Origin of the sequence: Bradyrhizobium sp. NBAIM03 (assembly GCF_020194055.1) — a bacterium.
Classification (GTDB): domain Bacteria; phylum Pseudomonadota; class Alphaproteobacteria; order Rhizobiales; family Xanthobacteraceae; genus Bradyrhizobium; species Bradyrhizobium yuanmingense.
Genome location: NZ_JADYVS010000014.1, coordinates 37,223 through 60,518 on the forward strand (window position 1 = coordinate 37,223; position 23,296 = coordinate 60,518).

Genomic DNA, 23,296 nt, shown 5'->3' on the forward strand with positions numbered 1-23,296 from the left:
ACGCGAAGCACAGAGCGGATGTGGGGCAAAGATACGTACGATGGAAGGAGCGGTTGAAGCTGGACGCAGCGGCTACACCCATGCCGACCGGCGTTCTTCGTTCGAAGGACAAGGCTTCGGTGTCACAGGAAAATCTGGATAGGGTCGAGAGGCTGCTCATGGTGGTTTTAAATGCTGACCACACCGAAGCCAAAGCGGCCAGGAAGAAACGGAGTGGATGGGAGTGGGGGCGGCGACGTTTCCAAAAGGTCCGCATCCGTCGTCCAAATAGTGCAAGATACGTAAATGGCTAACTCCTTCGGCGTCCCCTTCGAGAAATGGAGAGCCGTGACCAGAGAAGGACTGATTGCAGTTCAAGCATGCTGCTGCGATAAGTCTGGCGGCGGCTTGCCCCTTGAAGCCGAACAGTTTGAAGTCAGGGTGGCCGGGTTGGTCAAATTAGGATCCATCGCGTTGGGAGAGGCTCATTTTGGGAGCCTCAAGCGTAGACTACCAGCCGTGCCCGCCGAAGCAGAATGCCAGCGCACCGAATGCCGCAGCGGCCATGGGTGCCTCGAATGACACCGCGACGGCCGTGAACAAGGCAAAGAAAGCCTTAGTTGTCATTGGTTTTCTTGCTTGGCTGCGTTGCCGACCGCGCGCCCCGAAGCCCGAGCTAACATCAGCTTGATTGCTGTTGGGGCGTACGGCTTACCTGTTTTTGTGGAATGTCCTGCTTCGGCGAGCGCTGCAGAGATTTCCCTTAGAGACCGTTTGCCCCCCTTGGGCCTTGCGCGTGCCAGCGTGCGAGCAAGCTCAACTGTCTCAGGACGCTCTTCACCGATGGACTTTCGCCCTTCCACCTTCACCCCCAAGCGCCGCTTGCGGTCCCGAGCGCCCTTCAGCTTCGCCACCAGCATGGCCTTCTCAAATTCTGAGATGGCTCCGAGCACCTGTCTGATAAGCCGCGCGGTTGGGGTGTCGTCCAGGAACGACGTTGGGCTATCAGCGGCGATCAAGTCGAAGCCCCGGGCCTTCAGCATCGCGAAGCCGACCTCTTGAACCATCAGGTCGCGCGCGAAGCGATTGGCGGTCTCAACGATAATGGTCTTGGTGCCGTTTGCCTCTAATGCCTCAAGCATCTCAGCGAACCCGGGGCGGGTATCTATGGGATCAGAGCCTTTCACCGCTTCATCATGGTAGACGCCCGCCAGTTCGATCCCGGCGCGCTTGGCGAACCCTTCGATGGCTTGGAGCTGCCTACGGCCGCTATCCTTGTCCTCTCCAATGTTCGCCGCTGAGGACGTCCTTAGATAAGCGAATGCCTTGATAGATTTCGCTGATTTTACCATACTTTGCCGCCATTTGTCGTATCTTATTCCTGAGAAATAGATACAATCTCGTCGCAAAGCAACGCGCGTTTGAGAATCCCAGCGATTCGTTTTTGCATGAGCAAGTGGTCGGCGGCCCGCCCATAGTCACTTCGGGTAAGGCTGTTTAACGGGTTGTTGCAAGCCGCAGTTGTAACGTATCTAAACGAAACGATTCACCTGTAGGGGCGAGCATGGTGCGACTGCCAGCAAAGGCCGAAGCTAATCCGACGAAGGCATTCTTCGTCAGAATGATTACCCGAGACATCTCTTTGGCCGACTGCATCTTGGACCTGATTGACAACAGCGTTGATGCTGCGTGGCAATCAAAGGGGGGGAGACCGAACTCCTACTCCAACAAAACCAAATTGACGGAGTTTCACATCGATATTGTCGCCACCGCCCTGAAATTCACCATTCGGGACAACTGCGGCGGGATCACTCTGGATAACGCAGCCAAGTACGCCTTCACCTTCGGTAGGAGCGATGAGGTCGAGCACGACCCCTACAGCATTGGTGTCTATGGGATCGGCATGAAGCGCGCCGTTTTCAAACTGGGTACCAAGATCATCATTCGAAGCACCTACGAGGTGGCCAAGGCTAAGTCCAAAAAGGAGTCCTTCCATGTGCCGATTGACGTCTCAAAATGGTTGGCTTCAAAAACATGGGACTTCGACCTTGAGACTGATCCAGGATTGGAAGAGCCCGGTATCGAAATCTCGGTGAGCAAACTCAACGAGAGCACGTCTCGCTCATTTGGCAGCCCGGAATTCTTGCGAGACCTGCGGCGAACGGTCGCTCGCGACTACGCCCTTCATCTTCATCGAGGCCTTCGCATCAAGATCAACGGGGAAGACGTCAAGGGGTGGGACATCGAGTTGCGACAATCCAAGAATTTTCAGCCCCTGCGCCATTCGTTTAAGGATCGCGACAGCGGGGTGGACGTGGAAATCGTCGCTGGTATGGCTGCTCCGCCGCCCGAAAGTTCAGAACCGGACGATGTAAAGGACCGCGATACGCGATCAGGCTGGTATGTTGTCTGCAATGGGCGCATCGTTGTCGCTGGCGACAAGACTGTGGTCACCGGGTGGGGAAGCTCAGGTTGGCCGAAATGGCATCCTCAGTACGAGGGGTTTATCGGGCTGATATTTTTCACCTCGGAGGATGCCCAAGCGTTGCCGCTCACCACGACCAAGCGAAGCGTCGACAGCTCGTCGGCCATCTATCAGAGCGTAATGCCAACGATGCGAGACATCTCGAAAGAATGGATCGCATACACGAATGCTCGAAAGCAAATGACAGACCAAGCAAAGCAAATGGAGGACGCGGCGGAGCCCGTTCCGATTTATGAAATCTCACGGAATGCAGCCATCAAGTTTCCTACGTTGGTAGGAAAGACGAAAGTGAAGCCGGCCAACATCTCGTATCCAGTCGAGAAGCGTCGTGCTGAAAAATTGGCCGATGCCCTCGGTGACATCAATATGACTTACCGAGACATTGGGCTGCGGTCTTTCGAGTACACATACTCTGAGTTTGTCGGCAAAGACTGATGGCCACATTCAGCCTCGTTAATTACAGCCTAAGAACCAATAAGAGCATTCAGCGGAGCCTCGTTTTTGAAGGGGCTCGGTCGCTCAAGACCGGCCTTAAGCTGAGTCGAATTGGCTACATTGGGTTCGGATCGCTTTGGTTCACAGACTTCTTGACCGCGCATAAAACGCTCGGCATCCGCGAGATGTTCTCTATGGAGATGGACAAGATTGGCTTCGCCCGCGCGAAGTTCAATCGCCCCTTCCATACAATCGACGTTCGCCACGGTAGCTGCTCCGAGCTACTTCCGAAGTTCCTTGCGTCACCGGAAGGCAAGGCGCGACCGTGGCTGCTCTGGCTCGACTACGACAAGGGTTTGGATGAAGAAATCGTCGACGATTTGAGGCGGGTAGTCGAGGACGCGCCTGAAAACTCCATCTTGGTTGTAACGGCTAATTGCAAGTTAGGGCGTCCCAATGGGCGTGCCACTCGACTGAAGTCATTATTAGGCGGTGTTGTGCCGGACGAGCTGTCGACGGATCAATGCCAAGACGACAAGATTGCCGATACTCTACTCGCAATCCTGACCGACTTCCTAACTTCCTCCGCTGCGGCTGTTGCCCGCCCCGGTGGCTTTCTCCCAGCATTCCGAATCGCCTATCAAGATGGAACGCCAATGATCACGTTCGGCGGCATACTTCCGTCGAAGCAGAATGCGGAAGCCGCAAAGAAGATTGTTGGAAGCAGGGCCTGGACGGGAATTGTCTCTCGACCAATAGCTCTTCCTCCACTTACTCTCCGAGAAGCGGCAATCCTTCAGGCTCAACTTCCGCGAAAGCGTCCGCTGCGGAAGACGGACATCCGTGCACTTGGTTTCGATCTTGAAACGGAGCATGTACGGTCGTTCGAGAAGTTTTATCGCTATTACCCGTTTTTCGCGCAAGTTTCGGTTTGATTGCAGTGAAGGCAGCTCTGAACGTTCTTGACCTCTTTTCAGGATGTGGCGGGTTTTCCCTTGGTGCTCACCAAGCAGGCTTCAACGTCGCTATGGCTGTGGACGTTGACCCCATCCTCACCTCTTCCTTTCGAACCAATTTCCCCCGAACGCCGCTTGTTCTTCATGACATTGCCCAGTTGTCGGGCCGGGACGTTCTGAACGAGGTTGGACGGATCGATGGTGTTTTTGGAGGCCCCCCCTGTCAGGCGTTCAGCGCTATTGGACATAAACGCGCTGATGACCCTCGTCGTGAGCTCTTGGTCCATTTTTTCCGCGTGGTCTCAGAGATCAGACCGGCCTTCTTCGTGGCTGAAAATGTGCAAGGACTTCAACTTGAGTCCGCTCAAAAGACGCTGAACATGGGGTTGGACTATGTTCGGCGGCACTATCGCATTCTTGGTCCGATCCTGTTGAATGCAGCGGACTACGGTGCGGCCACCAAGAGGCCCCGCTTGTTCATCATCGGTATCGACCCCGACCGATGCGACGCGGTGTCGAGCGAGCAGTTTGAACTGGTCAAGAGAACGCCCGCCACCGTGCGTCAGGCAATCGGCGACTTGGAGAACGCGTCATTTGTAGAAAACTCCGGTGGGTTTGACTATTGGCGCATAAATCGGCCGGGAAGACCCGCTCGCTACGCGGAGGGGCTCAGGGCTCCGACACGAGAATTCACTGGCCACATGCACACGACGCACACAAAAGAGGTACGGAGGCGCTTCTCAAAGGTAAAACAAGGCGAGATTGACCGCGTGGGGCGTCATCCGCGCTTGTCATGGGAAGGCCAATGTCCAACCTTGAGAGCCGGGACGGGTAATGATAGGGGGTCATATCAGGCGGTTCGTCCCCTTCATCCAACGGAACATCGGGTCATTACAGTTCGAGAGGCTGCCCGGCTGCAGGGTTTCCCAGATACCTTCAAGTTTCATCCGACAACGTGGCATAGCTTCAGAATGATCGGAAATAGCGTCTCTCCGATCATGGCTCGTTCGATTTTCGACGCGATGGCCTCCGCCATGGGAAGGGTTCCTACAGGTCTCGCTGCAGAGTAGCCCATGGACCACATCACTCCGGCTCGTCGTTCTTGGCTTATGTCGAGGGTGAAGAGTCGAAACACCGGCCCGGAACTTCGGGTCAGGAAAGTGGCTCACGCGTTGGGCTATAGGTTCACGCTCCACAGCTCTTCATTGCCAGGAAAGCCCGACCTTACCTTCCCAAGACTTCGTTCCGTGATTTTTGTTCATGGGTGTTTCTGGCACCGGCATCAATCATGCTCGAAGGCTTCTATGCCAAATAGCCGCCCAGAGTTTTGGGCCGCTAAATTTAAACGAAACGTCGAGCGGGATACACGGGTTCGATCAGAGCTGCGTAGGCGCGGCTGGCGAGTATGTGTTGTCTGGGAATGTGAGACGAAGAAGCCCGCGGTGTTGCGCAGCAAAGTTCGTCGCTTTTTGAGCCGGTCCGAGGCCGGGGCGTCCGCTTCTTCTAAGGTAGCTGCTTCGCGTTCGAAGTTCGCTTGCGAAAATACAAAAACCAACTACAAAGGCCGATCCCGGCGCAAGAAAATCGTCAGTGAAATCAAAAGGTAAATAGCTGGTTGCTGGTACCCACCCAACTGTACCAGCGCCTGACGTGATAGAGCCAGCCTCCAAGATCATTGGCCATAAGTCCAAGGTATTCCGCTTGGGCAAGGCGCGAACGTCTGTTGTGCGAATTTGAGCATAAGCTCGGGCCGCGGTTTCGCGTGGGCCTAGGCGGTGGCAGCCCTCGTGTTGGGGGCTAATCCAAGCGGACTTTGGTTCTCGCCAGCCTAGCTGAACCGCATTTTTTAAGGTGGGTATTCACACTGCAATCTAGATCGCAGCAGTCGCCCTACCTTCCTCAATTTCAAACACATCAATGCCCAGCAGCTGCTGCGAGCGTTCGTTGAACTTCGTTAAACGCCGGGCGAGCGATTGCACCGTACATTGTATTTTACTAGCGATGACGTCGAACGATTCTCCGGATCCCCCAAAATGTAAGCTCAGCATCGCGAGATCGTCCAACTCAGCTGAGTCCGGAAACAAGCCAGCGAAACCAGAGACCTCCAGCCTCTTAGCTACATTCGTCCGTTGCTTCAGTTGTTGACCGGGTAAAGCAATCTGAAGGTAGGTTGAAACCGTCAGATCTCTTGCCTGCCCCATAATGAGATCATTCACTACGTGAAGATCGCCGGCATCCCATCCGCTTGCAAATGGACTTTCAGTATAAGCTTGGGCCGACGCTTCTATTAGTTCGAGTGATGGCAGGTCGTCGAACAGCGACACCAGATCTGGGTCGTTCCATTGGTCGCCGAAGATTGGTTTGACCGCAACTAATCCGGTCATGCCGAGAACAACTATGGCGGTTTTGCTGCCGTCGTAGGTTCGTACAAGTTCGACGGAGCCCGGAAACTCTCCGGTGTCAGAGAGTTCCGTAAGAGGACACGTCAGCAGCTCGCCGCCTGTTTTCGAATCGGTGACGGAAGCTAGGCGAGTTCCCTCATTCGCTACTATGTTCACGCGGATCATCCCAAGACGCAAAATCAATCGGTGCTTAAGGAACTTTGGCACGAAAAAATTCAAGCTATCAGCGGCGGTACGAAGTCCTGCCATAAGCTCGAACTGGGCTACCGACCCCGTTCGCCGTTTCTGATTGCCGAGACCTTCGATCACATGTCGCGCATTCTTTGCGGGGCGCCTGTAAAGATCGTCCCACATGTCCTGAAATCGCTCCATGTATGCGCCGATCGTGTTCTGAACGTCGATTATATTGCGATCGTCGATGCGCAATAATAGGTCAGCTATCTCGATATCGGAGAACCAGTAGCCATTCATCACAAGCAAGAAAATATCGGTGGCAGAGAATCCCGGATTTGCCTTTCTCAAGACGAGATATGCTCTCTTTGCCGCGAGATAGCCGAGTAAGTACGGGGGGCCCGAGTTGCCAAGCAAGGGCTGTCGCAATAACCGCACTTTCTGTTCGACCCAATATTCTTGCGTCCGAGAGCCCTTCAGGTACTCGTTAATTCGGACATCATGAGCCTTTTTGGCCCTCTCGATCAGAGAGCCGTCGTTGTCGCAGCTTTGGAGGCTGGCGAGTAGGCCTTCACTCGACTTTTGAAAGAGAAACAGCGACCAAAGGTGAAGCATGGTGTGTGAGGCGATCGGCCCGCTCGCCCACTGCGCATCATGCTCCGCAAACAGGGCTAGACCCTCGACAAGTGGCTCGATCGTCATCTCGAAGAATCGAAGAACGATATCATCTCGCTGGCCTAGCCAAAGTTCTGAGCCGTCGCTAGGGGGAATACCGATAGACGCTCTCGCGCAAACCGACGTAGCCAAGGCTGCCCGAGCATTGCCGACGTGACTGGCAAACGAACCGTGATGCGTAACTTCATGCAGAAAAAAGCGTAGTCCTTGGACGGAAAGCGGAAGATCGCCGGGTGACTTTAATTTAAGAAACTCGCGGAGTTCGATACGGCCGAATGAGATCTGGTTTGTGACTGGATCGGTAAAGTTCGATATCTGGCCCCGTTCAAGTGAAACCAATGTTCGCGGGCCCAACCGATAGATGGCAGCATTAGAGAATTTTCTTTGCTCGGAAACTCCTGGATACTCTTCGGACCCAGGATTCTCTGCATCGGTCATCGTCACAGTCCTTTGAGTTGCCACCGTCCCAGTTCGTTCTTCACCGCGAATCCGCGAGCCGGCTCACGCAAAATCGAAAAGCTATCAAGAATCTCTTCAGTCGATCCCGCGCCGAGAGGCTTTTGCAGATACTTGTCTATCTCTGAGCTTGTGGCATCCCCGAGTTGACGAAGTGCCGCGATGACAGCGAACTGATCGTCGGTCAACTTGTAGCCCTTGGCAACGATTTCGGTGTAGGCTTTATAGAGACCGTGTATCCCATCGGTGATCGCAGCTATGCCAGCCGGAGTGCCAACTCCTGCGAAACCCGCGACGAGCTTTGTTACGGTCTTCAATAACGAGAGGAACGTTTCCAAGCTAAGTAATACATCGTTACGGATAACAAATCGCCCGACTAGTGCCGGTTGAAGCTGGCGCGGCAAAACTGCGCCTGATGAACTCTCTTCAACTAAGTTTGCTTTTTTACTCAACGCTGCAATGATTTCATCGGGCAAGTCACTCGCTTTCGAGAGGGTCGCCGCCGCGATGCTCAAAGCCTCGCTTTTAGAATCATAAACAATATCGCTCATCGCAGCCTCGGACGAATAGATTGAAAATTGAGATGGCAAAATTTACCCGTGACAGTTGAAATTAGCAAAAATGGTTCGATTTGCAATAGATAGACAATACTCAAACTCTGATTTCAGCATTTGGTCTATGCGTGTGCGATCAGAACACTGGCAAAGGCCAAATCTGTGCATTGGACTGCACCCCTGAAGTGAGACACGATAATTACAGAGACAGGCATTTCGAGGATGACCTGTGGCAGGACGAGGGAATCCGACGGCTTACAAAATCAAGGCGATCAAGCGGGTCGAGCGGTGAGAAGGCGTGCTCCCCATGGCTCGCGAACGTGGAATCTCCCGCAAGAGTCTCCATTCGCTCCCCTGAACGCTCATATCCAAGCCGCGCGATCGAATTGTGGGCCTGCGTTCGGCTGGACATTCGCCATTAAAGTAGCCTTTTCAGACACAGCAACATGTTAGCGGAGGTTCTCCGTGGAACATCGGGGCGTAAGCTTCTCGGTCGTTCAGATGAGCTACCCGGCTAGTTGGAAGTGGACTGTCGGAAAGGGCCGAACAGTGTCGGTCGGTGTCTGTGCGACGAGGCTCGACGCGATCCGCCAGGCTCAGACCTTCATCGACGCGATCATGGACTGGGCTGCCTAGGCTAAAGTCAAAATGCTCGCCGTCGATTGGTTATGCCGAGCACCGTAAACCCGGCAGCTGAGTTTCTGTCGGCGCGGCGCTACCTCCCCCGGCATTACGGTGACAGTGCACCAAACCCCGATTTCGTAGGGCGTTCATTACACCACTGGCGAAGCACAAATTTTCTGCACTGTCACGTAACTGTAGCTGCCTCACGTCTGGGACAACGTCCCGAGATCAGCCAACATCAGACAACCTTTGGAGCCTGAGAAAATGATCTCAGCCGACTACTGCCGGCTTATGGCCCGCTACAACACTTGGCAGAACGCCTCTTTGGTAGCTGCCGCCGACCGGCTGACCCACGAGGATCGCTGGAAGGATCGGGGGGCGTTCTTCCAGTCGATTGCAGCTACGTTGAACCATCTCTATTGGGCTGATGCCTTGATACTGGAGCGGCTGAAAGGTAACGCGCGTCCGGAGGAAACCATCAAGCACTCCCTCGCAAATCCCTCGGATTGGGAGGCCTTCAAGGCGCTCCGCTTGCAACGGAACGAGGAAATCGAAGCGTGGTCAGCGCGATTGCGCGACGCGGACCTGAACGGGATGCTTTTCTGGTACCCTGGGGACGGTTCAACTCGAATCGAGAAGCCAAAGACGCTCGTTGCTATTCAACTCTTCAATCACCAGACCCACCATCGAGGTCAGGTCCACGCGATGTTGACGGCCGCGGGTGCAGCCCCGGAGCCGACTGACATTCATCTTCTGGCGTAACGCGAGGACGCTTCGATTCATCCCATTGCGCGTCAGGAGATCATCGCCTTGATCTGCGCCGTATCCGCAAACTCGACCAGCTCCGCGATCTTGCCATCCTGAAATGTGAACAGGTCCACGATCTCGGTGCTGACCGCTTTCCCGGTCGGGTGGTAGCGCACGGTGACGCGGGAGTGGACGGCGACGCGATCGCCGTCGACCAGCTCGGCGAGGATCTCGCGGCCTTCGAAGCCGAAGCCTTCGGTGAATTGATGGAAAGCTTCGCGCAGGGTCGGGTGGCCCTGCATGCGTCCTGTCAATTCGAGCGCGCCCTTGTCACCCATCAGGGTGAATGCGCCCTCTGGATGAAAGGCCGTCACCAGACTATCGGTGTCGCCGCCGTCGCGCGCTGCGTAGCCGGCCCTAATCAATGCGAGCATGTCTTCGCGGTTTGCCATGTGCCCCTCCCTGCAAGACGTATCGAGGCAGCCTAGCGACCTTTGCGTGCAAAGGCAAAGTGATTGCAATCGTGCTGCGATTGCTCAGCGTGGCGCGATCTAGGCCCGTTAGCTGGCTGTACAGCGACACCGCCTGAGCGCGCGTTTCGGCCCCTACGACCCCAGCTCGATGATCCGGCGCGCCATCCGCACATTGGCGTAGTCGATCATCTTGCCGTCCAGCGTCACCGCGCCTTGGCCCTGCGCCTCGGCTTGCTCCATGGCTTCGACGATCCGCCGCGCCTGGGCCAGCTCTTCGGCCGAGGGCGTGAACGCGCGCAGCGTCGGCTCGATCTGGTCGGGGTGGATCACCTGCTTGCCGTCAAAGCCCATCGCCGCGGCCTTTTGCGCGCTGGCCTCGGTCAGCCCAGCATCGCGGAACGCGCCGCAGGGGCCGTCGATCGCGCGCAGGCCGCAGGCGCGGGCGGCGACCAGCAGGCGCATCATCGGATAGGCGAACAGGTCGAGCGGCGCTGAGGCGTAGCCGCTTTGCGCGGAGCCGACGTGGCGGTAGCCATCCGGCGAGATGCCGATGTCGGAGGTACGGGCGCCGAGCGAGGCCGCGAGGTCGCCGACGCCGAGATGCAGTGCGGCCACGCTGTCGTGGCACGCGGCGAGGGCGTCGACATTGACGAGGCCGAGCGCGGTCTCGATCAGCAGCTCGAGCGTAACAGGCGCGGCCCGATCGGGCGCGGCCGCGTGCAGCTGACCGGCGATGGCAACGATGTCACTCAACCGCTCCGCCTTCGGCACGATCAAAGCATCCAGCCGGGGCAGGGCCGCCAAGCTGCGGATCTCCTCTGCGATGAACGGGCTGTCGACGGCATTGAGCCTGACCGCGACGTGCTTGCTGCCCCAGTCGAGCGAGGACAGCGCGCGGGCGGCTTCCGTCAGCGCAACGCCCTTCTCCGCGGGCGGCACGGCGTCTTCGAGGTCCATGAACACCGCGTCCGCCGATGATGCCGCCGCCTTGGCGACGACACGGGCGCGATGCGCGGGAACGGCGAGATAAGCCCGCGTCGGGCGCTGCGAGGCCATTCTCACGTTCCCTTAACGAGGCCAAGTTCGCCGAGGATCTTCTCGTTGTGCTCGCCGACATCAGGCACCGGATCCATCCGCGGCGTCACGCCGGGAATGGTGAGCGCGGGCAGGAAGCTCATCACCGGCCCGCACGGCGATCCCACGCTTCTCACCCGCGCGCGGGCATGCAGCTGCTCATGCTGCAGGAACGCCTCGACCGAGTTCAGGTGCGCATTCGCGATCGCGGCTTCGTCCAGCAGCCGCAGCACCTCCTCGCTGGTCATCGAGGCAAAGCGCCGCTCGATATGCGCTTGCAGCTCGTCGCGGTTCTGCATGCGCAGCGGATTGGTGCGGAAGCGCAGGTCGTCGGCGAAGTCGGGGTCGCCCAGCACGATGCGGCACAGCGACCGCCATTCCCGGTCGTTCTGGATGCCGAAGAAAATGGTGTTGCCGTCGCCGACGCGGAACGGGCCGTAAGGCGCGATCGTCGCATGCTTGGCGCCGGTGCGCGGCAGCGGCCGGCCCGTACTCTCGGTGTAGAAGGCGGGATAGCTCATCCAGTCCGTGATGGAATCGAACAGCGAGGCCTGGAACGCCGTGCCCTTGCCGGTCCGTTCGCGCCGATATAGCGCCATCAGCACGCCGTTGAGGATGTACATGCCGGTGGCGATATCGACGACGGAAAGCCCGACCTTGGCCGGCTCGGCCTCCGTGCCGTTGATGGCGAGCACGCCGGCCTCGCACTGCACCAGGAGATCATAGGCCTTCTTGTCGCTGTAGGGGCCATCAGTGCCATAGCCCGAGACGTCGCAGGCAATCAGGCGCGGAAATCTGCGCAGCAGCGAAGCGGCATCGAGGCCGAGTCGCTCCGCCGCGCCCGGCGCGAGGTTCTGGATGAACACGTCCGCCCGCGGCAGCAGGGCGTCGAGCACCTTGCGGCCCTCGGGACTCTTGATGTCGATCGCAAGGCTTTCCTTGGAACGGTTGGTCCAGACGAACTGGCTCGACATGCCGTTCATGACGTGATCGTAGTCGCGGCAGAAATCGCCGCTGCCCGGCCGCTCGATCTTGATCACCCGCGCGCCCCAATCGGCGAGATGCCGGCTCGCCAGCGGCGCCGCGATCGCCTGCTCCAGCGAAACCACCGTCACACCCGACAGCGGCAGCTCCGCTTCATTCCCCGTCATGTGATTGTCCTCCTCGTGTGCGCTTTTCGACCAGCGCAGGAGACAGGCCGGCCACCCCACGCGCATCTTCTTGAGGGTGACATGATGCCCCTGTTTTGCCCGACAAGTCAAATTTGGCTTCGAAAAATCCTAAAATTTGGCGACCTGAGTGTTTGCAATGACTTGGCTACTGTGCATGGGGTTGTTTTCGCACTTTTGGTTTGGGGCCGACAACGGCGCCTTCGTTTCGTTTCCCGGAACTGCCAAGGCCCCTGACCTGTTGCCGAGAGCGCACACGTGCCGGCTTTCGCACTTGCCCTCGGTTGCCAACGAACCGCCGTTCACCCACTATTCGCGCTGACTCGTGATGGGGGGGATCGATGCCGGCGTTTCGCTTCAAGTCCTTTGCAAAGCCCGTGGCCGTTGCAAGCCTCGCGCTTGCCCTGGCCATCCTGGCGCTGCCGCGCGCCGGTTTCGCCTACACCCAGGAGGAGCAGCAGGCCTGCACGCCGGACGCGATGCGGCTGTGCGGTGAGTTCGTCCCGAACGTCGATGCCATCACCGCCTGCATGATCAAGAAGAAGGCGCAGCTCTCGCCGCAATGCGCGGTGTTCTTCCGCCGCGGACCGGCGCCGCGCGAGCAGCGCGCCGGCAAGCCGACCCAGATCGCGCCCAAGGCTGCGAAGAAGACCGCCAAGCCGGCGCCGAAGAAGAAATCCAGCCAAGGCTGAGCGCCCAGCGACCAAAGCCGCGCCATCGCGCGCTTTCCTCGTTCCGGCCCTGACATCGGCTTCGCGACAGATTGCGGACTCGTTTTGTTCGCACGAGGCCGGAAGGCTTGCATCGATTGACGGGCGTGCGCCCCTGAAAAGAAAGCGCGCGGCAGGTTGCGCGGCAAGGTTGCATTCCGCTTTTGTCCCGCGCATTGCTCAAAAAACGCACAGACGCGCGCCCGAGCGGCATTTCGATGCGGCCCGTGTCTCCGTCCTGCGAAGCAGTGTGACTCAAAAGCCAACACGTCTTGTTATTTCGTGGCTGTCGCGCAGCTCCCGACAAATTTTTCTTTCACGAATCAGCGCGCTGATTCATTTTCGCGCCCTGGGGTCAATCTGGAGGCGGAAGGTATGAACGTCATTGTTTTCGCATCACGTAAAGGCGGTTCGGGCAAGAGTACCCTCGCCGCGCATCTCGCCGCGCAGATCAAGGCGAGCAAGCAGGTCATGCTGGTTGACGCCGATCCGCAGGGCTCCCTGACGCTGTGGCACAAGCTCCGCGGCACCAACGAGCCCCCGATCAAGGCTGCCGTCAACTCCGTCAGCGGCATCGTCTCCGCGGCCAAGCGCGACGGTTATGAATGGGTGTTGATCGACACGCCGCCGAACCTGTCGGCCGTCGTCGACGACGCGATCAAGAACGCCACCATGGTGGTCATCCCGGCGCGTCCCGGCGTGTTCGACGTCAACGCCGTGCAGGAAACCATCCAGATGTGTCGCGCCGCGCGCAAGCCCTACGCGGTCGTGCTCAACGGTGCCCCGGCCAAGCGCGACGAAGCCGAAAGCCCGATCGTGACCATCGCCCGCGAAGCACTGGCGAAATTCCGCGCTCCGGTGTGGGGCGGCCAGATCACCAATCGTTCGGATTTGTTGATGGCGCTCAGCCACGGCGAAGGCGCGCGCGAATATCAGGCCGAGAGCCGTGCGGCTCAGGAAATCGCAAGACTGTGGGCGGCGATCGAGCGTTCGGTGAAGGCTATCCGCGGCACCGCGTCGGCCTCCGGCGCAATGCACAAGCAGGCAGCTTAATTTTCATTGATTATGTCGAACGGCGAAAAACGCGCGGAAGTCCGCGCGTTTTGCGTTTCTGATTTCGCTCACGCTACCATCAGCATGTAGAACACGATGACCGGCGACAGAGTCAGGATCACCGACCAGATGCCGACGGCCCAGAGAATGTCCTCGGTGCTGAAGCCCTGCTGTTCGGCGTCGAAATGCGACGCCATTTCATTCTGACTATTCACAAACGCCCCCGCGATTTCTTCGCTTATGGACGTCAGTGATAGCAGCGATGTTTTAAGATCCGGATCGCATCTGCCCGTGCATTTTGAACACAGGTGCTACCACGGATTAACCATCCTGCGCGCGCAGCTTCAGCCGACCAGCCAGACGCGAAACAGCAGCACCGGCATCAGGCCGAGCATCACGGCCCAGAACCCGAACGACGAGACGACGAGAATTCCCTTCAAGAGATCGGCGGGCGCGAACTGGCTCGCGGCCGTAGGCCGGGTGCGATACCCCATGGTCATTTCCCCTTCGGTAACTTTGGACAGAACGATAGGCGCGATTGCGTAAACGAGACGTGGATACGGATTGCAGCAGCTGCGAAGGCCGTTGGGGCGCGGTTAACCAAACGGGCACGCTTCACCCTCTCCTCTTGTGGGAGAGGGTGGCTCGCCGCGGAGCGGCGAGACGGGTGAGGGGTCTGTCTCCACACAAACAGTCTTGCGCTTGGAGAAAACCCCTCATCCGGCGCTTCGCGCCACCTTCTCCCACAAGGGGAGAAGGAAGAGCAGCGTGCACGGAGAGAAAACTACGCCGCGATCGTCATCCGTCGCTCGATCTCGCGATCGATCGTTGCCGCGAGTTCGCTGCTCACTTCCACCATCGGCAGGCGCACCTCCGGGCTGTCGATCAGGCCGGATCGCCACAGCCAGTACTTCGCCGGCGCGGGGCTCGGCTCGGCGAACAACAGCCGCGTCAGCTCGGCGACCTCGTGCCAGCGCGCCAGCGCCGCATCGTGGTTGCCGCGCTTGTGCTCGCTATAGATTGCCGCAAACGTTGCGGTCTCGACATGGGCTGAGAGCACGATGCCGCCGTCGGCGCCGTCACTGAGTGCCTCGAAGAAATTGGCGTCCTCGCCGGTGAGCACGCGAAAGCCCTTCGGCCGGTCGCGCAAGAGCGCGATCGATTGCTCCCGGCTCGCGCCGCAATCCTTCAGGCCGACGATGTTCTTGTGCTCGGCAAGGCGCAGCATGGTCTGGTTGGTGATGTTGACGGCGCAGCGATAGGGAATGTTGTAGAGCGCGATCGGCCATGCGGCGTGGTCGGCGAGCGTCTCGAAATGCGCCAGCAGGCCGCGCTGCGACGGCCGCACATAATAGGGACTGGCGATCAGGTAACCGTCGATCGGCCAGTCCGCGGTCTCGTCGAGGCGCTCTTGCAGACGCGAGGTGTCCGCACCGGACAGTCCGAGGCAGATCGGCAAGTTGCGGCCGGCGGTCGCCATCTCCTCGCGCACCACGGCGACGAGACGTTCGAGCTCGGCCGCGCGCAGTGTCATGCCTTCACCGGAGGTCGCGCCCAGGATGAGGCCGTCGATGCCGTGCGCGCAATAGTGCCGGGTCAGCCGCCGCAGCGACCTCTCGTCCAGCGCGCCGTCCTGGAACGGCGTCACCAGCGGCAACCACAGCCCGTGCAATTGGTCTCGTAGTCCGGTCATGTTTCCATCTCCTTCTCGGGAAAAATGCCTGAGACGGAGGGCACATGAAAAAACCCCGTCCAGGCGGCGGGGTTTTCGGGATTGGCTCGCGATGACGAAGTCAGCTTAGCGCGCGCAATATTCCGAGGCCCCGGGATGGGGGCCCTTTTTCGAAACGATTGCGCACGACTTCGTGATCATGGGCGAATGATGCGGGGTATGCGCGGAACTGTCAACACACGCGGAGAGCGAAGCACATTTTGACGAAAAAAAGCCGGACCCGAGGGCCCGGCTTAGGTATTGGCCACGTGAGGCCGACACAATCACCTTCCAAGAGGGATTACTGAACTCCCGCGCCACTGGAGGAGGGGGACAAATGCGCAACGCGAAGGCTCAGCGTGCAAACATTATGGGCTTGCCGAGTGCCTTGCAGCAACAGCCGAGGCCGCATGTCAGTCATGCGGAAATCAGGACGGCCAGCGTTGCGCCTTGCTCACCACGAAGTCACGGAACACCTGCACGCGCGCGACCGTCTTCAACTCCTCGGGATAGACGAAGTAGGTGTCGAGCTGGATCGAGTCCGACTCGCCGAACAGCTGCACGAGCTTGCTCTGCTCCTCGACCAGGTAATCGGGCAGGGCGGCGATGCCGAGGCCCTGCGCGCAGGCGCGCACGAGACCGAGGATGTTGTTGACCTTGAAATAGGCCTCGCGCGGACCCGAGCCGTTGCGCCCGGCTTCGATCAGCCAGTTGCGGTTCTGCAGGTGCGGCGCGAAGTTGCCGTCCGAGAGCGTGATGATGCGGTGGGAGTCGAGCTCCTCCAGCGTGCGCGGCGTGCCGAAGCGCTTGATGTATTCCGGCGAGCAATAGGCGTGGAAGCCCATCGCGAACAGCTTGCGCTGGATCAGATCCGGCTGCGTCGGCTTGCGGGTGCGGATCGCGACGTCAGCCTCGCGCATCGACAGATCGAGCTCCTCGTCGGTGACGATCAGCGAGATGCGGATCTCCGGATAGAGCGCGGTGAACTCGCCGAGCCGCGGGATCAGCCAGTTGATGCCGACGCCGGGCGTGGTGGTGATCTTGAGATCGCCGCTCGGCCGTTCGCGGCTGTCGGTCAGCTTGGCGCGCGCCGCCTGCAGCTGCATGAACACGTCATGCGCCGTGCGGAACAACAGGTCGCCCTGCTCGGTAAGGATCAGGCCGCGGGCGTGGCGGTGGAACAGCGAGACCGAGAGCTCCTGCTCCAGCGCCGAGACCTGGCGCGACACCGCCGATTGCGACAGGCCAAGCTGCTCGCCCGCATGCGTGAAGCTGCCCGCTTCCGCTGCGGCGTGAAACACCTTCAGCTTGTCCCAGTCCATATCCGTAAATCCGTCGCGTGTTCGGGGCATGATTCTATTCCGCTGCCGCGCGCTCGCTGGCGCGAAGGGCCAAGAAACGTTCGGCTTCGAGTGCGGCCATGCAGCCGAGGCCGGCGGCCGTCACGGCCTGGCGATAGGTTTCGTCGGCGACGTCGCCGGCGGCGAACAGGCCGGGCATCGAGGTCGCGGTCGAGTTCGGGGCGACCTCGATATAGCCGGAGGGTTTCAGCTTGACCTGATCCTTGACCAGCTCGGTCGCGGGCGCATGCCCGATGGCGATGAAGATGCCGTCGGCCTTGACGTCCGTGAGCGCGCCGGTCTTGACGTTCTTGAGCCGGACATGAGTGACCTTGTTGGGGTTCTCGGTGCCGCAGATCTCGTCGACCGCGGCGTCCCAGATCACCTTGATCTTCGGATGCTTGAACAGGCGCTCCTGCAGGATGCGCTCGGCCCGGAAATGATCGCGACGATGCACGATCGTGACCTGCGAGGCATGGTTGGTGAGGTACAGGGCTTCCTCGACTGCGGTGTTACCGCCGCCGACCACGATCACCTCCTTGCCACGGTAGAAGAAGCCGTCGCAGGTGGCGCAGGCCGACACGCCGCCGCCCTGGAACTTGGCTTCCGACGGCAGCCCGAGCCAGCGCGCCTGCGCGCCGGTGGCCAGGATCACGGTCTCGGCGAGATAGACGTCGCCAGAGTCGCAGGTGAGGCGGAACGGCCGCTGCGCCGTCTCCAGCTTGGTCACCAGGTCGGAGACGATCTTGGTGCCGACATGGACCGCCTGCTTCTCCATCTGCTCCATCAGCCAGGGGCCCTGGATCACGTCGGCGAAGCCTGGATAGTTCTCGACGTCGGTCGTGATAGTGAGCTGGCCGCCGGGCTGGATGCCTTGGATCAGGATCGGCTCAAGCATCGCGCGCGCGGCGTAGATCGCGGCGGTGTAGCCAGCCGGGCCGGAGCCGATGATGACGACCTTTGCATGAACAGGAGCGGACATTTCGATGGACGCCTTTCACGGGGGATTTGCAGCGCGAGCGCGGAATGTGCCGGGAGGCGTAGCGGAGGCGCTGAAATATCAGAGCTAATCTAAGCAATCTGGCGAGCCATGCAAGAATTGCATTCCCTATCGGCGGATTTTTCCAACAGGGAACAAAAGTCGATTGCGCTGCACGCGCAATAAAATTGCGCCGGCGGTGCGGATTGGGCTATGAGGATTTCGACAAGTCCACCCAATACCGCCGCAAAGGCCAGGAGTTCCAATCACGTGTCGCGGAGCCTAGACGAGATCGACCTGAAAATTCTCACCGAGATTCAGGCCGACGGTCGAATCACCAATGTCGAACTGGCCAAGCGCGTCGGCATCTCGCCGCCCCCCTGTCTGCGCCGCGTCCGGGCGCTGGAGGAGGAGGGTTACATCCACGGCTATCGCGGCCTCCTGGACGCACGCAAGCTGGGCTTCGACGTGACCGTTTTCGCCTCCGTGCACCTGTCCAGCCAGGCCGAAGCGGATTTGCGCGCGTTCGAGGAGTTCGTCCGCGCCGAGCCCCTGGTGCGGGAATGCTGGATGCTGTCCGGCGAGGTCGATTTCATCCTGAAATGCGTCGCACCCGACATGGCGACCTTCCAGGATTTCGTCACGCATCTGACGGCGGCACCGCATGTCCGCAACGTGCGCACGTCATTGGTGCTGCACAATTCGAAGTACGAGGCGGCCGTGCCGCTCGAGGTGAAGGGACGACGGTAGGGTCTTCTCCCTCTCCCCGTTCTTACGGGGAGAGGTGAAGACCAGTCCACGGTCCTCTCCGTCATTGCGAGCGGAGCGAAGCAATCCAGTGTCTTTCCGCAGAGGCAGTCTGGATTGCTTCGCTCCGCTCGCAATGACGTGTGGTGAGAACGTGTGTCCGCCACAACTCCAGCAACACGCCAAAAAGGCCGCGCACTGCGCGGCCTTTTCGAAACGTCAGCAGACGCAGCGGCAAGTCCTTACCGCCACTCCACCTTGGTGATCTCGTACGCCTTGGCGCCGCCCGGCGTGTTGACCTCGACCGTGGCGCCCTTCTTCTTGCCGATCAATGCGCGCGCGAGCGGCGAGGTGATCGAGATCCGGCCCTTCTTGGCGTCCGCCTCGACCTCGCCGACGATCTGCCACACCGTCTTCTTCTCGGTGTCTTCATCGACCAGCGTCACGGTGGCGCCGAACTTGATGGTGTCGCCGGAGAGCTTGGAGATGTCGATGATGTCGGCGCGCGCGAGCTTGTCCTCGAGCTCGGCGATGCGACCCTCATTGTGCGACTGCTCTTCCTTCGCGGCATGATATTCCGCGTTCTCCGACAGGTCTCCGTGCGAGCGCGCCTCCGCGATATGCTCGATGATCCGCGGACGGTCCACGGACTGGCGCTGCTTCAATTCTTCCCCGAGCGCGACAAAGCCGGCCTGGGTCATCGGAACCTTTTCCATCGTCTCTCTCGTCCTTCGATCGTGCGCCCCAGAATGCGGATGGGCGCCGCAACCTTGATTCGTCAGTCCTCCAGAGCCCAAAGATGGGCTGCCGGACCTTGACAGATATGGGCTTTAGCGCCGGAACAGAACCAACACCTGGCCGGATCGGTTCCTCCGGCCATTGTGGCTTCATTGCCAATCACTTAGCGGAAGCTTCGCTGCCGCTAGCGATCAGGTTTCCGAAAAGTAGCTCTGCAGGGTACGAACCTCAAGGTCCCCACCCAAATAGGCGCGGATGCCCTGCGCGGCCGCCACGGCCCCGGAAAGAGTGGTGTAATATGGCACTTTATGCAAGAGGGCCGCGCGCCGCAGCGAGCGGCTGTCGGCCAGCGCCTGCGGGCCTTCGGTGGTGTTGAAGACGAGCTGGACGTCGCCATTGGTGATGGCATCGACGATGTGCGGCCGCCCCTCCAGCACCTTGTTCACCTTCTCGGTCGGGATGCCTTGATCGGTCAGGAAGCGCGCCGTGCCCGAGGTCGCCAGCACCTTGAAGCCGAGCGAATGCAATTCGCGCACGGCATCCGCGATGCGCGTCTTGTCGCTTTCGCGCACCGAGACGAACACAGTGCCCTTGCGCGGCACCCGCGTGCCGCCGCCGAGCTGACTCTTGGCGAAGGCGACCGCAAACGAGCGGTCGATTCCCATGACCTCGCCGGTCGAGCGCATCTCGGGGCCGAGCACAGTGTCGACGCCGGGGAAGCGTGCGAACGGGAAGACCGATTCCTTGACGCCGACGTGCTTGAGCGCCGCCTTCTTCAGCTTGAAATCGGCAAGCTTCTCGCCGGCCATGATGCGCGCGGCGATCTTGGCGACCGGCGTTCCGACCACCTTGGCGACGAACGGCACGGTGCGCGAGGCACGCGGATTGACCTCGAGCACGTAGATCTCGCCGTCCTTGATGGCGTATTGCACGTTCATCAGGCCAATGACGTCGAGGCCGAGCGCGAGTTCGCGGGTCTGCCGCTCCAGCTCCTCGATCATTTTCTCATCGAGCGAGTGCGGCGGCAGCGAGCAGGCGCTGTCGCCGGAATGGATGCCGGCTTCCTCGATGTGCTCCATGATGCCGACGATGAAAGTGTCCTTGCCGTCGCACAGGCAGTCGACGTCGATTTCCGTGGCGTCCGACAGATAGCGGTCGAACAGCAGCGGGTTCTTGCCGAGCACGGTGTTGATCTGCCCGGTCTTGTCGTTCGGATAGCGCGCCTTGACATCGGCCGGCACCAGCTCCGGCAGCGTGCCGAGCAGATAATCATTGAGCTGGTTCTCCTCGCGGATGATCTGCATCGCACGGCCGCCGAGCACGTAGGACGGGCGCACCACCAGCGGCAGGCCGAGATCGGCGGAGACGAGGCGGGCCTGCTCGACCGAATAGGCGATGCCGTTCTTCGGTTGCTTGAGGCGCAGCTTGTCGAGCACGCGCTTGAAGCGGTCGCGGTCCTCGGCGAGGTCGATGGCGTCGGGTGAGGTGCCGAGAATCGGCACTTCGGCGGCTTCCAGCGCACGCGCCAGCTTCAGCGGGGTCTGGCCGCCGAACTGCACGATCACGCCGTGCAGGGTGCCGTTGCTGCGCTCCTTGGCGATGATCTCCAGCACGTCCTCGGCGGTGAGCGGCTCGAAATAGAGCCGGTCGGCGGTGTCGTAGTCGGTCGACACCGTCTCCGGATTGCAGTTGATCATGATGGATTCGTAGCCGGCGTCATGCAGCGCGAAGCAGGCGTGACAGCAGCAATAGTCGAACTCGATGCCCTGGCCGATGCGGTTGGGACCGCCGCCGAGAATGATGACCTTCTTCTTGTCGGACGGCGCGCTCTCGTCCGCGGGCAGGCCGGCGAACGGCGCCTCATAGGTCGAGTACATGTAGGCGGTCGGCGAGGCGAACTCGGCCGCGCAGGTGTCGATGCGCTTGTACACCGGGTGGACGCCGAGCGCGTGGCGCTTGGCCTTGACTTCGGCCTCCGTCGTCTCGGCCAGCACGGCGAGCCGCGCGTCGGAGAAGCCCATGGCCTTCAGCGTGCGCATGCCGAAGGCATTGCCAGGCAGGCCGTTCTTCCTGACCTTCTCCTCCATCTCGACGATGCCACGCATCTCGGCGAGGAACCACGGATCGATCTTGCAGGAGTTGAAGATGTCCTCGTTCGACCAGCCGAGCCGCATGGCCTGGGCGACCTGGAGGATGCGGTTCGGCGTCGGAGTGCCGAGCGCGGCGCGGATCGCGTTCTTGTCGTCGTCGCGGCCGAGGCCCTCGATCTCGATCTCGTCGAGGCCGGTCAATCCCGTCTCGAGCCCGCGCAGCGCCTTTTGCAGGCTTTCCTGGAAGGTGCGGCCGATCGCCATGACCTCGCCGACCGATTTCATCGAGGTGGTCAGCGTGGTCGAGGCGCCCGGGAATTTCTCGAAGGCAAAACGCGGCACCTTGGTGACGACGTAGTCGATGGTCGGCTCGAATGACGCCGGCGTGGCACCGCCGGTGATGTCATTGGCGATCTCGTCGAGCGTGTAGCCGACCGCGAGCTTGGCGGCGACCTTGGCGATCGGAAAGCCGGTGGCTTTCGAGGCCAGCGCGGAGGAGCGCGACACGCGCGGATTCATCTCGATGACGACCATGCGGCCGTCTTCGGGATTGACGCCGAACTGAACGTTGGAGCCGCCGGTCTCGACCCCGATCTCGCGCAGCACCGCCAGCGAGGCGTCGCGCATGATCTGGTATTCCTTGTCGGTCAGCGTCAGCGCCGGCGCCACCGTGATGGAATCGCCGGTGTGCACGCCCATCGGATCGAGGTTCTCGATCGAGCAGACGATGATGCAATTGTCTTTCTTGTCGCGCACCACCTCCATCTCGTACTCTTTCCAGCCGAGCACGGACTCCTCGATCAGCACTTCGTTGGTGGGAGACGCGTCAAGGCCGCGCTCGATGATGTCGAGGAACTCTTCCTTGTTGTAGGCGATGCCGCCGCCGGTGCCACCCATCGTGAAGGAGGGGCGGATGATCGCGGGCAGGCCGATCTCGGACAGCGCCATCATGGCCTGGCCGAAGGCGTATTCCTGGTAGCGCTTGCGACGCTCGCTCTCGCCGAGCGTCCACTGCCGGTCGAGCTCTTCGAGCGCGGCGCCCGACAGCTTCTCGCGTTCGGCCTGGTACTTCTCGCGGAACGACTTCTTCAGCTCGGAGGCGTTGGCGAGCCGAGACTTCGGCGTCTCGAGCCCGATCTTGGTCATGGCCTCGCGGAAGAGCTGGCGGTCTTCCGCCTTGTCGATGGCATCGGCGGTGGCGCCGATCATCTCGACGTCGAACTTCTCCAGCGTGCCCTGGCGGCGCAGCGACAGCGCGCAGTTCAGCGCGGTCTGGCCACCCATGGTCGGCAGCAGCGCGAAGCCGCCGGGGACGACGTGACGTTCCTTCTCGATGATCTTGGCGACGATCTCGGGCGTGATCGGCTCGATATAGGTCGCATCCGCCAATTCCGGGTCGGTCATGATGGTGGCCGGGTTGGAATTGACGAGGACGATGCGATAGCCCTCTTCCTTCAGCGTCTTCACCGCCTGCGTGCCCGAATAGTCGAACTCGCAGGCCTGGCCGATCACGATGGGACCGGCGCCGATGATCAGGATGGTCGAGATGTCGGTTCGTTTGGGCATCACCGCTCACGGGCTGGGATCTGGGCACAAAAAAAGGGCGCGCTTGCCGCGCGTCCCCATTTGGCGAGAGCGCGGGGTCTCCCTCGCGCGCGGGTGGGTCTTAAACCAGTTTTTGGAGCGGCGAAACCCCGAAAAACGCCCATCAACCGCCAATTTTCAGGG

At 60.3% G+C, this 23,296-nt stretch carries 21 protein-coding genes; 8 read left to right on the plus strand and 13 right to left on the minus strand.

The window, feature by feature from the left end:
* Positions 1–602 precede the first annotated feature (602 nt).
* Entirely contained in the window at positions 603–1,331 is a 729-nt protein-coding gene (locus tag I6F21_RS21305) for a recombinase family protein (protein WP_225183400.1), read from the minus strand.
* Positions 1,332–1,543: 212 nt separating this feature from the next.
* Between I6F21_RS21305 and I6F21_RS21310 the strand changes: the two genes are divergently transcribed.
* From I6F21_RS21310 to vsr, 4 genes are read left to right on the plus strand one after another with little or no spacing between them, the layout of a single operon-like run.
* Entirely contained in the window at positions 1,544–2,899 is a 1,356-nt protein-coding gene (locus I6F21_RS21310; protein WP_225183401.1) for an ATP-binding protein, read from the plus strand.
* Positions 2,899–3,834: an O-methyltransferase gene (locus tag I6F21_RS21315; RefSeq protein ID WP_225183402.1), complete on the plus strand. Its 936-nt coding sequence runs from the start codon at positions 2,899–2,901 to the stop codon at positions 3,832–3,834. The genes I6F21_RS21310 and I6F21_RS21315 overlap by 1 nt, the downstream gene beginning before the upstream one ends.
* Positions 3,835–3,839: 5 nt before the next feature.
* Positions 3,840–4,925 (plus strand): DNA cytosine methyltransferase, encoded by a 1,086-nt coding sequence (locus I6F21_RS21320; RefSeq protein WP_225183403.1) that lies wholly within the window; start codon positions 3,840–3,842, stop codon positions 4,923–4,925.
* A 3-nt stretch (positions 4,926–4,928) separates the two neighbouring features.
* Complete coding sequence (vsr, locus tag I6F21_RS21325; protein ID WP_225183404.1) at positions 4,929–5,462, plus strand: DNA mismatch endonuclease Vsr; 534 nt, start codon at positions 4,929–4,931, stop codon at positions 5,460–5,462.
* A 264-nt stretch (positions 5,463–5,726) separates the two neighbouring features.
* Here the strand turns inward: vsr and I6F21_RS21330 are convergent, their stop codons facing one another.
* Positions 5,727–7,541 carry a hypothetical protein gene (locus I6F21_RS21330; RefSeq protein ID WP_225183405.1) on the minus strand — a complete coding sequence of 605 codons (1,815 nt, stop codon included), beginning with the start codon at positions 7,539–7,541 and terminating at the stop codon, positions 5,727–5,729.
* A gap of 2 nt (positions 7,542–7,543) precedes the next feature.
* Positions 7,544–8,110, minus strand: coding sequence for a hypothetical protein (locus I6F21_RS21335; RefSeq protein WP_225183406.1), 567 nt, complete (start codon positions 8,108–8,110; stop codon positions 7,544–7,546).
* An 891-nt stretch (positions 8,111–9,001) separates the two neighbouring features.
* Here I6F21_RS21335 and I6F21_RS21340 point away from each other — a divergent pair.
* Complete coding sequence (locus tag I6F21_RS21340; RefSeq protein WP_225142210.1) at positions 9,002–9,499, plus strand: DinB family protein; 498 nt, start codon at positions 9,002–9,004, stop codon at positions 9,497–9,499.
* Positions 9,500–9,531: 32 nt separating this feature from the next.
* Here the strand turns inward: I6F21_RS21340 and I6F21_RS21345 are convergent, their stop codons facing one another.
* The 3 genes from I6F21_RS21345 to I6F21_RS21355 all read right to left on the minus strand — a co-directional run bounded on the left by I6F21_RS21345 (position 9,532) and on the right by I6F21_RS21355 (position 12,182).
* Entirely contained in the window at positions 9,532–9,936 is a 405-nt protein-coding gene (locus tag I6F21_RS21345) for a nuclear transport factor 2 family protein (protein ID WP_225142209.1), read from the minus strand.
* 153 nt (positions 9,937–10,089) lie between these two features.
* Positions 10,090–11,013 carry a CoA ester lyase gene (locus I6F21_RS21350; protein WP_225142208.1) on the minus strand — a complete coding sequence of 308 codons (924 nt, stop codon included), beginning with the start codon at positions 11,011–11,013 and terminating at the stop codon, positions 10,090–10,092.
* A 2-nt stretch (positions 11,014–11,015) separates the two neighbouring features.
* Complete coding sequence (locus I6F21_RS21355; RefSeq protein WP_225142201.1) at positions 11,016–12,182, minus strand: CaiB/BaiF CoA-transferase family protein; 1,167 nt, start codon at positions 12,180–12,182, stop codon at positions 11,016–11,018.
* A 359-nt stretch (positions 12,183–12,541) separates the two neighbouring features.
* Between I6F21_RS21355 and I6F21_RS21360 the strand changes: the two genes are divergently transcribed.
* Together I6F21_RS21360 and I6F21_RS21365 are read left to right on the plus strand one after the other, a co-directional pair.
* A complete protein-coding gene (locus tag I6F21_RS21360) occupies positions 12,542–12,892 on the plus strand; it encodes a hypothetical protein (protein WP_225126779.1) in 351 nt (116 codons plus the stop codon).
* Between the two features lie 393 nt (positions 12,893–13,285).
* Positions 13,286–13,963: a ParA family protein gene (locus I6F21_RS21365; RefSeq protein WP_025032179.1), complete on the plus strand. Its 678-nt coding sequence runs from the start codon at positions 13,286–13,288 to the stop codon at positions 13,961–13,963.
* Between the two features lie 68 nt (positions 13,964–14,031).
* Here the strand turns inward: I6F21_RS21365 and I6F21_RS38855 are convergent, their stop codons facing one another.
* The 5 genes from I6F21_RS38855 to trxB all read right to left on the minus strand — a co-directional run bounded on the left by I6F21_RS38855 (position 14,032) and on the right by trxB (position 17,996).
* On the minus strand, positions 14,032–14,160 hold the full coding sequence (locus tag I6F21_RS38855; RefSeq protein WP_260345777.1) for a hypothetical protein: 129 nt from the start codon (positions 14,158–14,160) through the stop codon (positions 14,032–14,034).
* Positions 14,161–14,307: 147 nt separating this feature from the next.
* The gene (locus I6F21_RS21370; protein WP_167361666.1) at positions 14,308–14,457 is read right to left on the minus strand and encodes a hypothetical protein; all 150 of its coding nucleotides are present in this window, start codon (positions 14,455–14,457) and stop codon (positions 14,308–14,310) included.
* 290 nt (positions 14,458–14,747) lie between these two features.
* Positions 14,748–15,656 carry a 4-hydroxy-tetrahydrodipicolinate synthase gene (locus I6F21_RS21375; RefSeq protein ID WP_225142200.1) on the minus strand — a complete coding sequence of 303 codons (909 nt, stop codon included), beginning with the start codon at positions 15,654–15,656 and terminating at the stop codon, positions 14,748–14,750.
* 446 nt (positions 15,657–16,102) lie between these two features.
* On the minus strand, positions 16,103–17,026 hold the full coding sequence (locus tag I6F21_RS21380; RefSeq protein ID WP_025032176.1) for a LysR family transcriptional regulator: 924 nt from the start codon (positions 17,024–17,026) through the stop codon (positions 16,103–16,105).
* A 4-nt stretch (positions 17,027–17,030) separates the two neighbouring features.
* Positions 17,031–17,996, minus strand: a complete 966-nt coding sequence (gene trxB / locus I6F21_RS21385) for a thioredoxin-disulfide reductase (RefSeq protein WP_128264079.1) — start codon at positions 17,994–17,996, stop codon at positions 17,031–17,033.
* A 267-nt stretch (positions 17,997–18,263) separates the two neighbouring features.
* On the opposite strand from trxB, the gene I6F21_RS21390 reads away from it, so the two are divergent.
* Entirely contained in the window at positions 18,264–18,743 is a 480-nt protein-coding gene (locus I6F21_RS21390; RefSeq protein WP_080135441.1) for an Lrp/AsnC family transcriptional regulator, read from the plus strand.
* A gap of 239 nt (positions 18,744–18,982) precedes the next feature.
* On the opposite strand, the gene greA is transcribed toward I6F21_RS21390, so the two are convergent.
* Together greA and carB are read right to left on the minus strand one after the other, a co-directional pair.
* A complete protein-coding gene (gene greA / locus I6F21_RS21395; RefSeq protein ID WP_036009537.1) occupies positions 18,983–19,456 on the minus strand; it encodes a transcription elongation factor GreA in 474 nt (157 codons plus the stop codon).
* A gap of 213 nt (positions 19,457–19,669) precedes the next feature.
* Positions 19,670–23,134, minus strand: coding sequence for a carbamoyl-phosphate synthase large subunit (gene carB / locus I6F21_RS21400; RefSeq protein ID WP_225142199.1), 3,465 nt, complete (start codon positions 23,132–23,134; stop codon positions 19,670–19,672).
* Positions 23,135–23,296 lie beyond the last annotated feature (162 nt).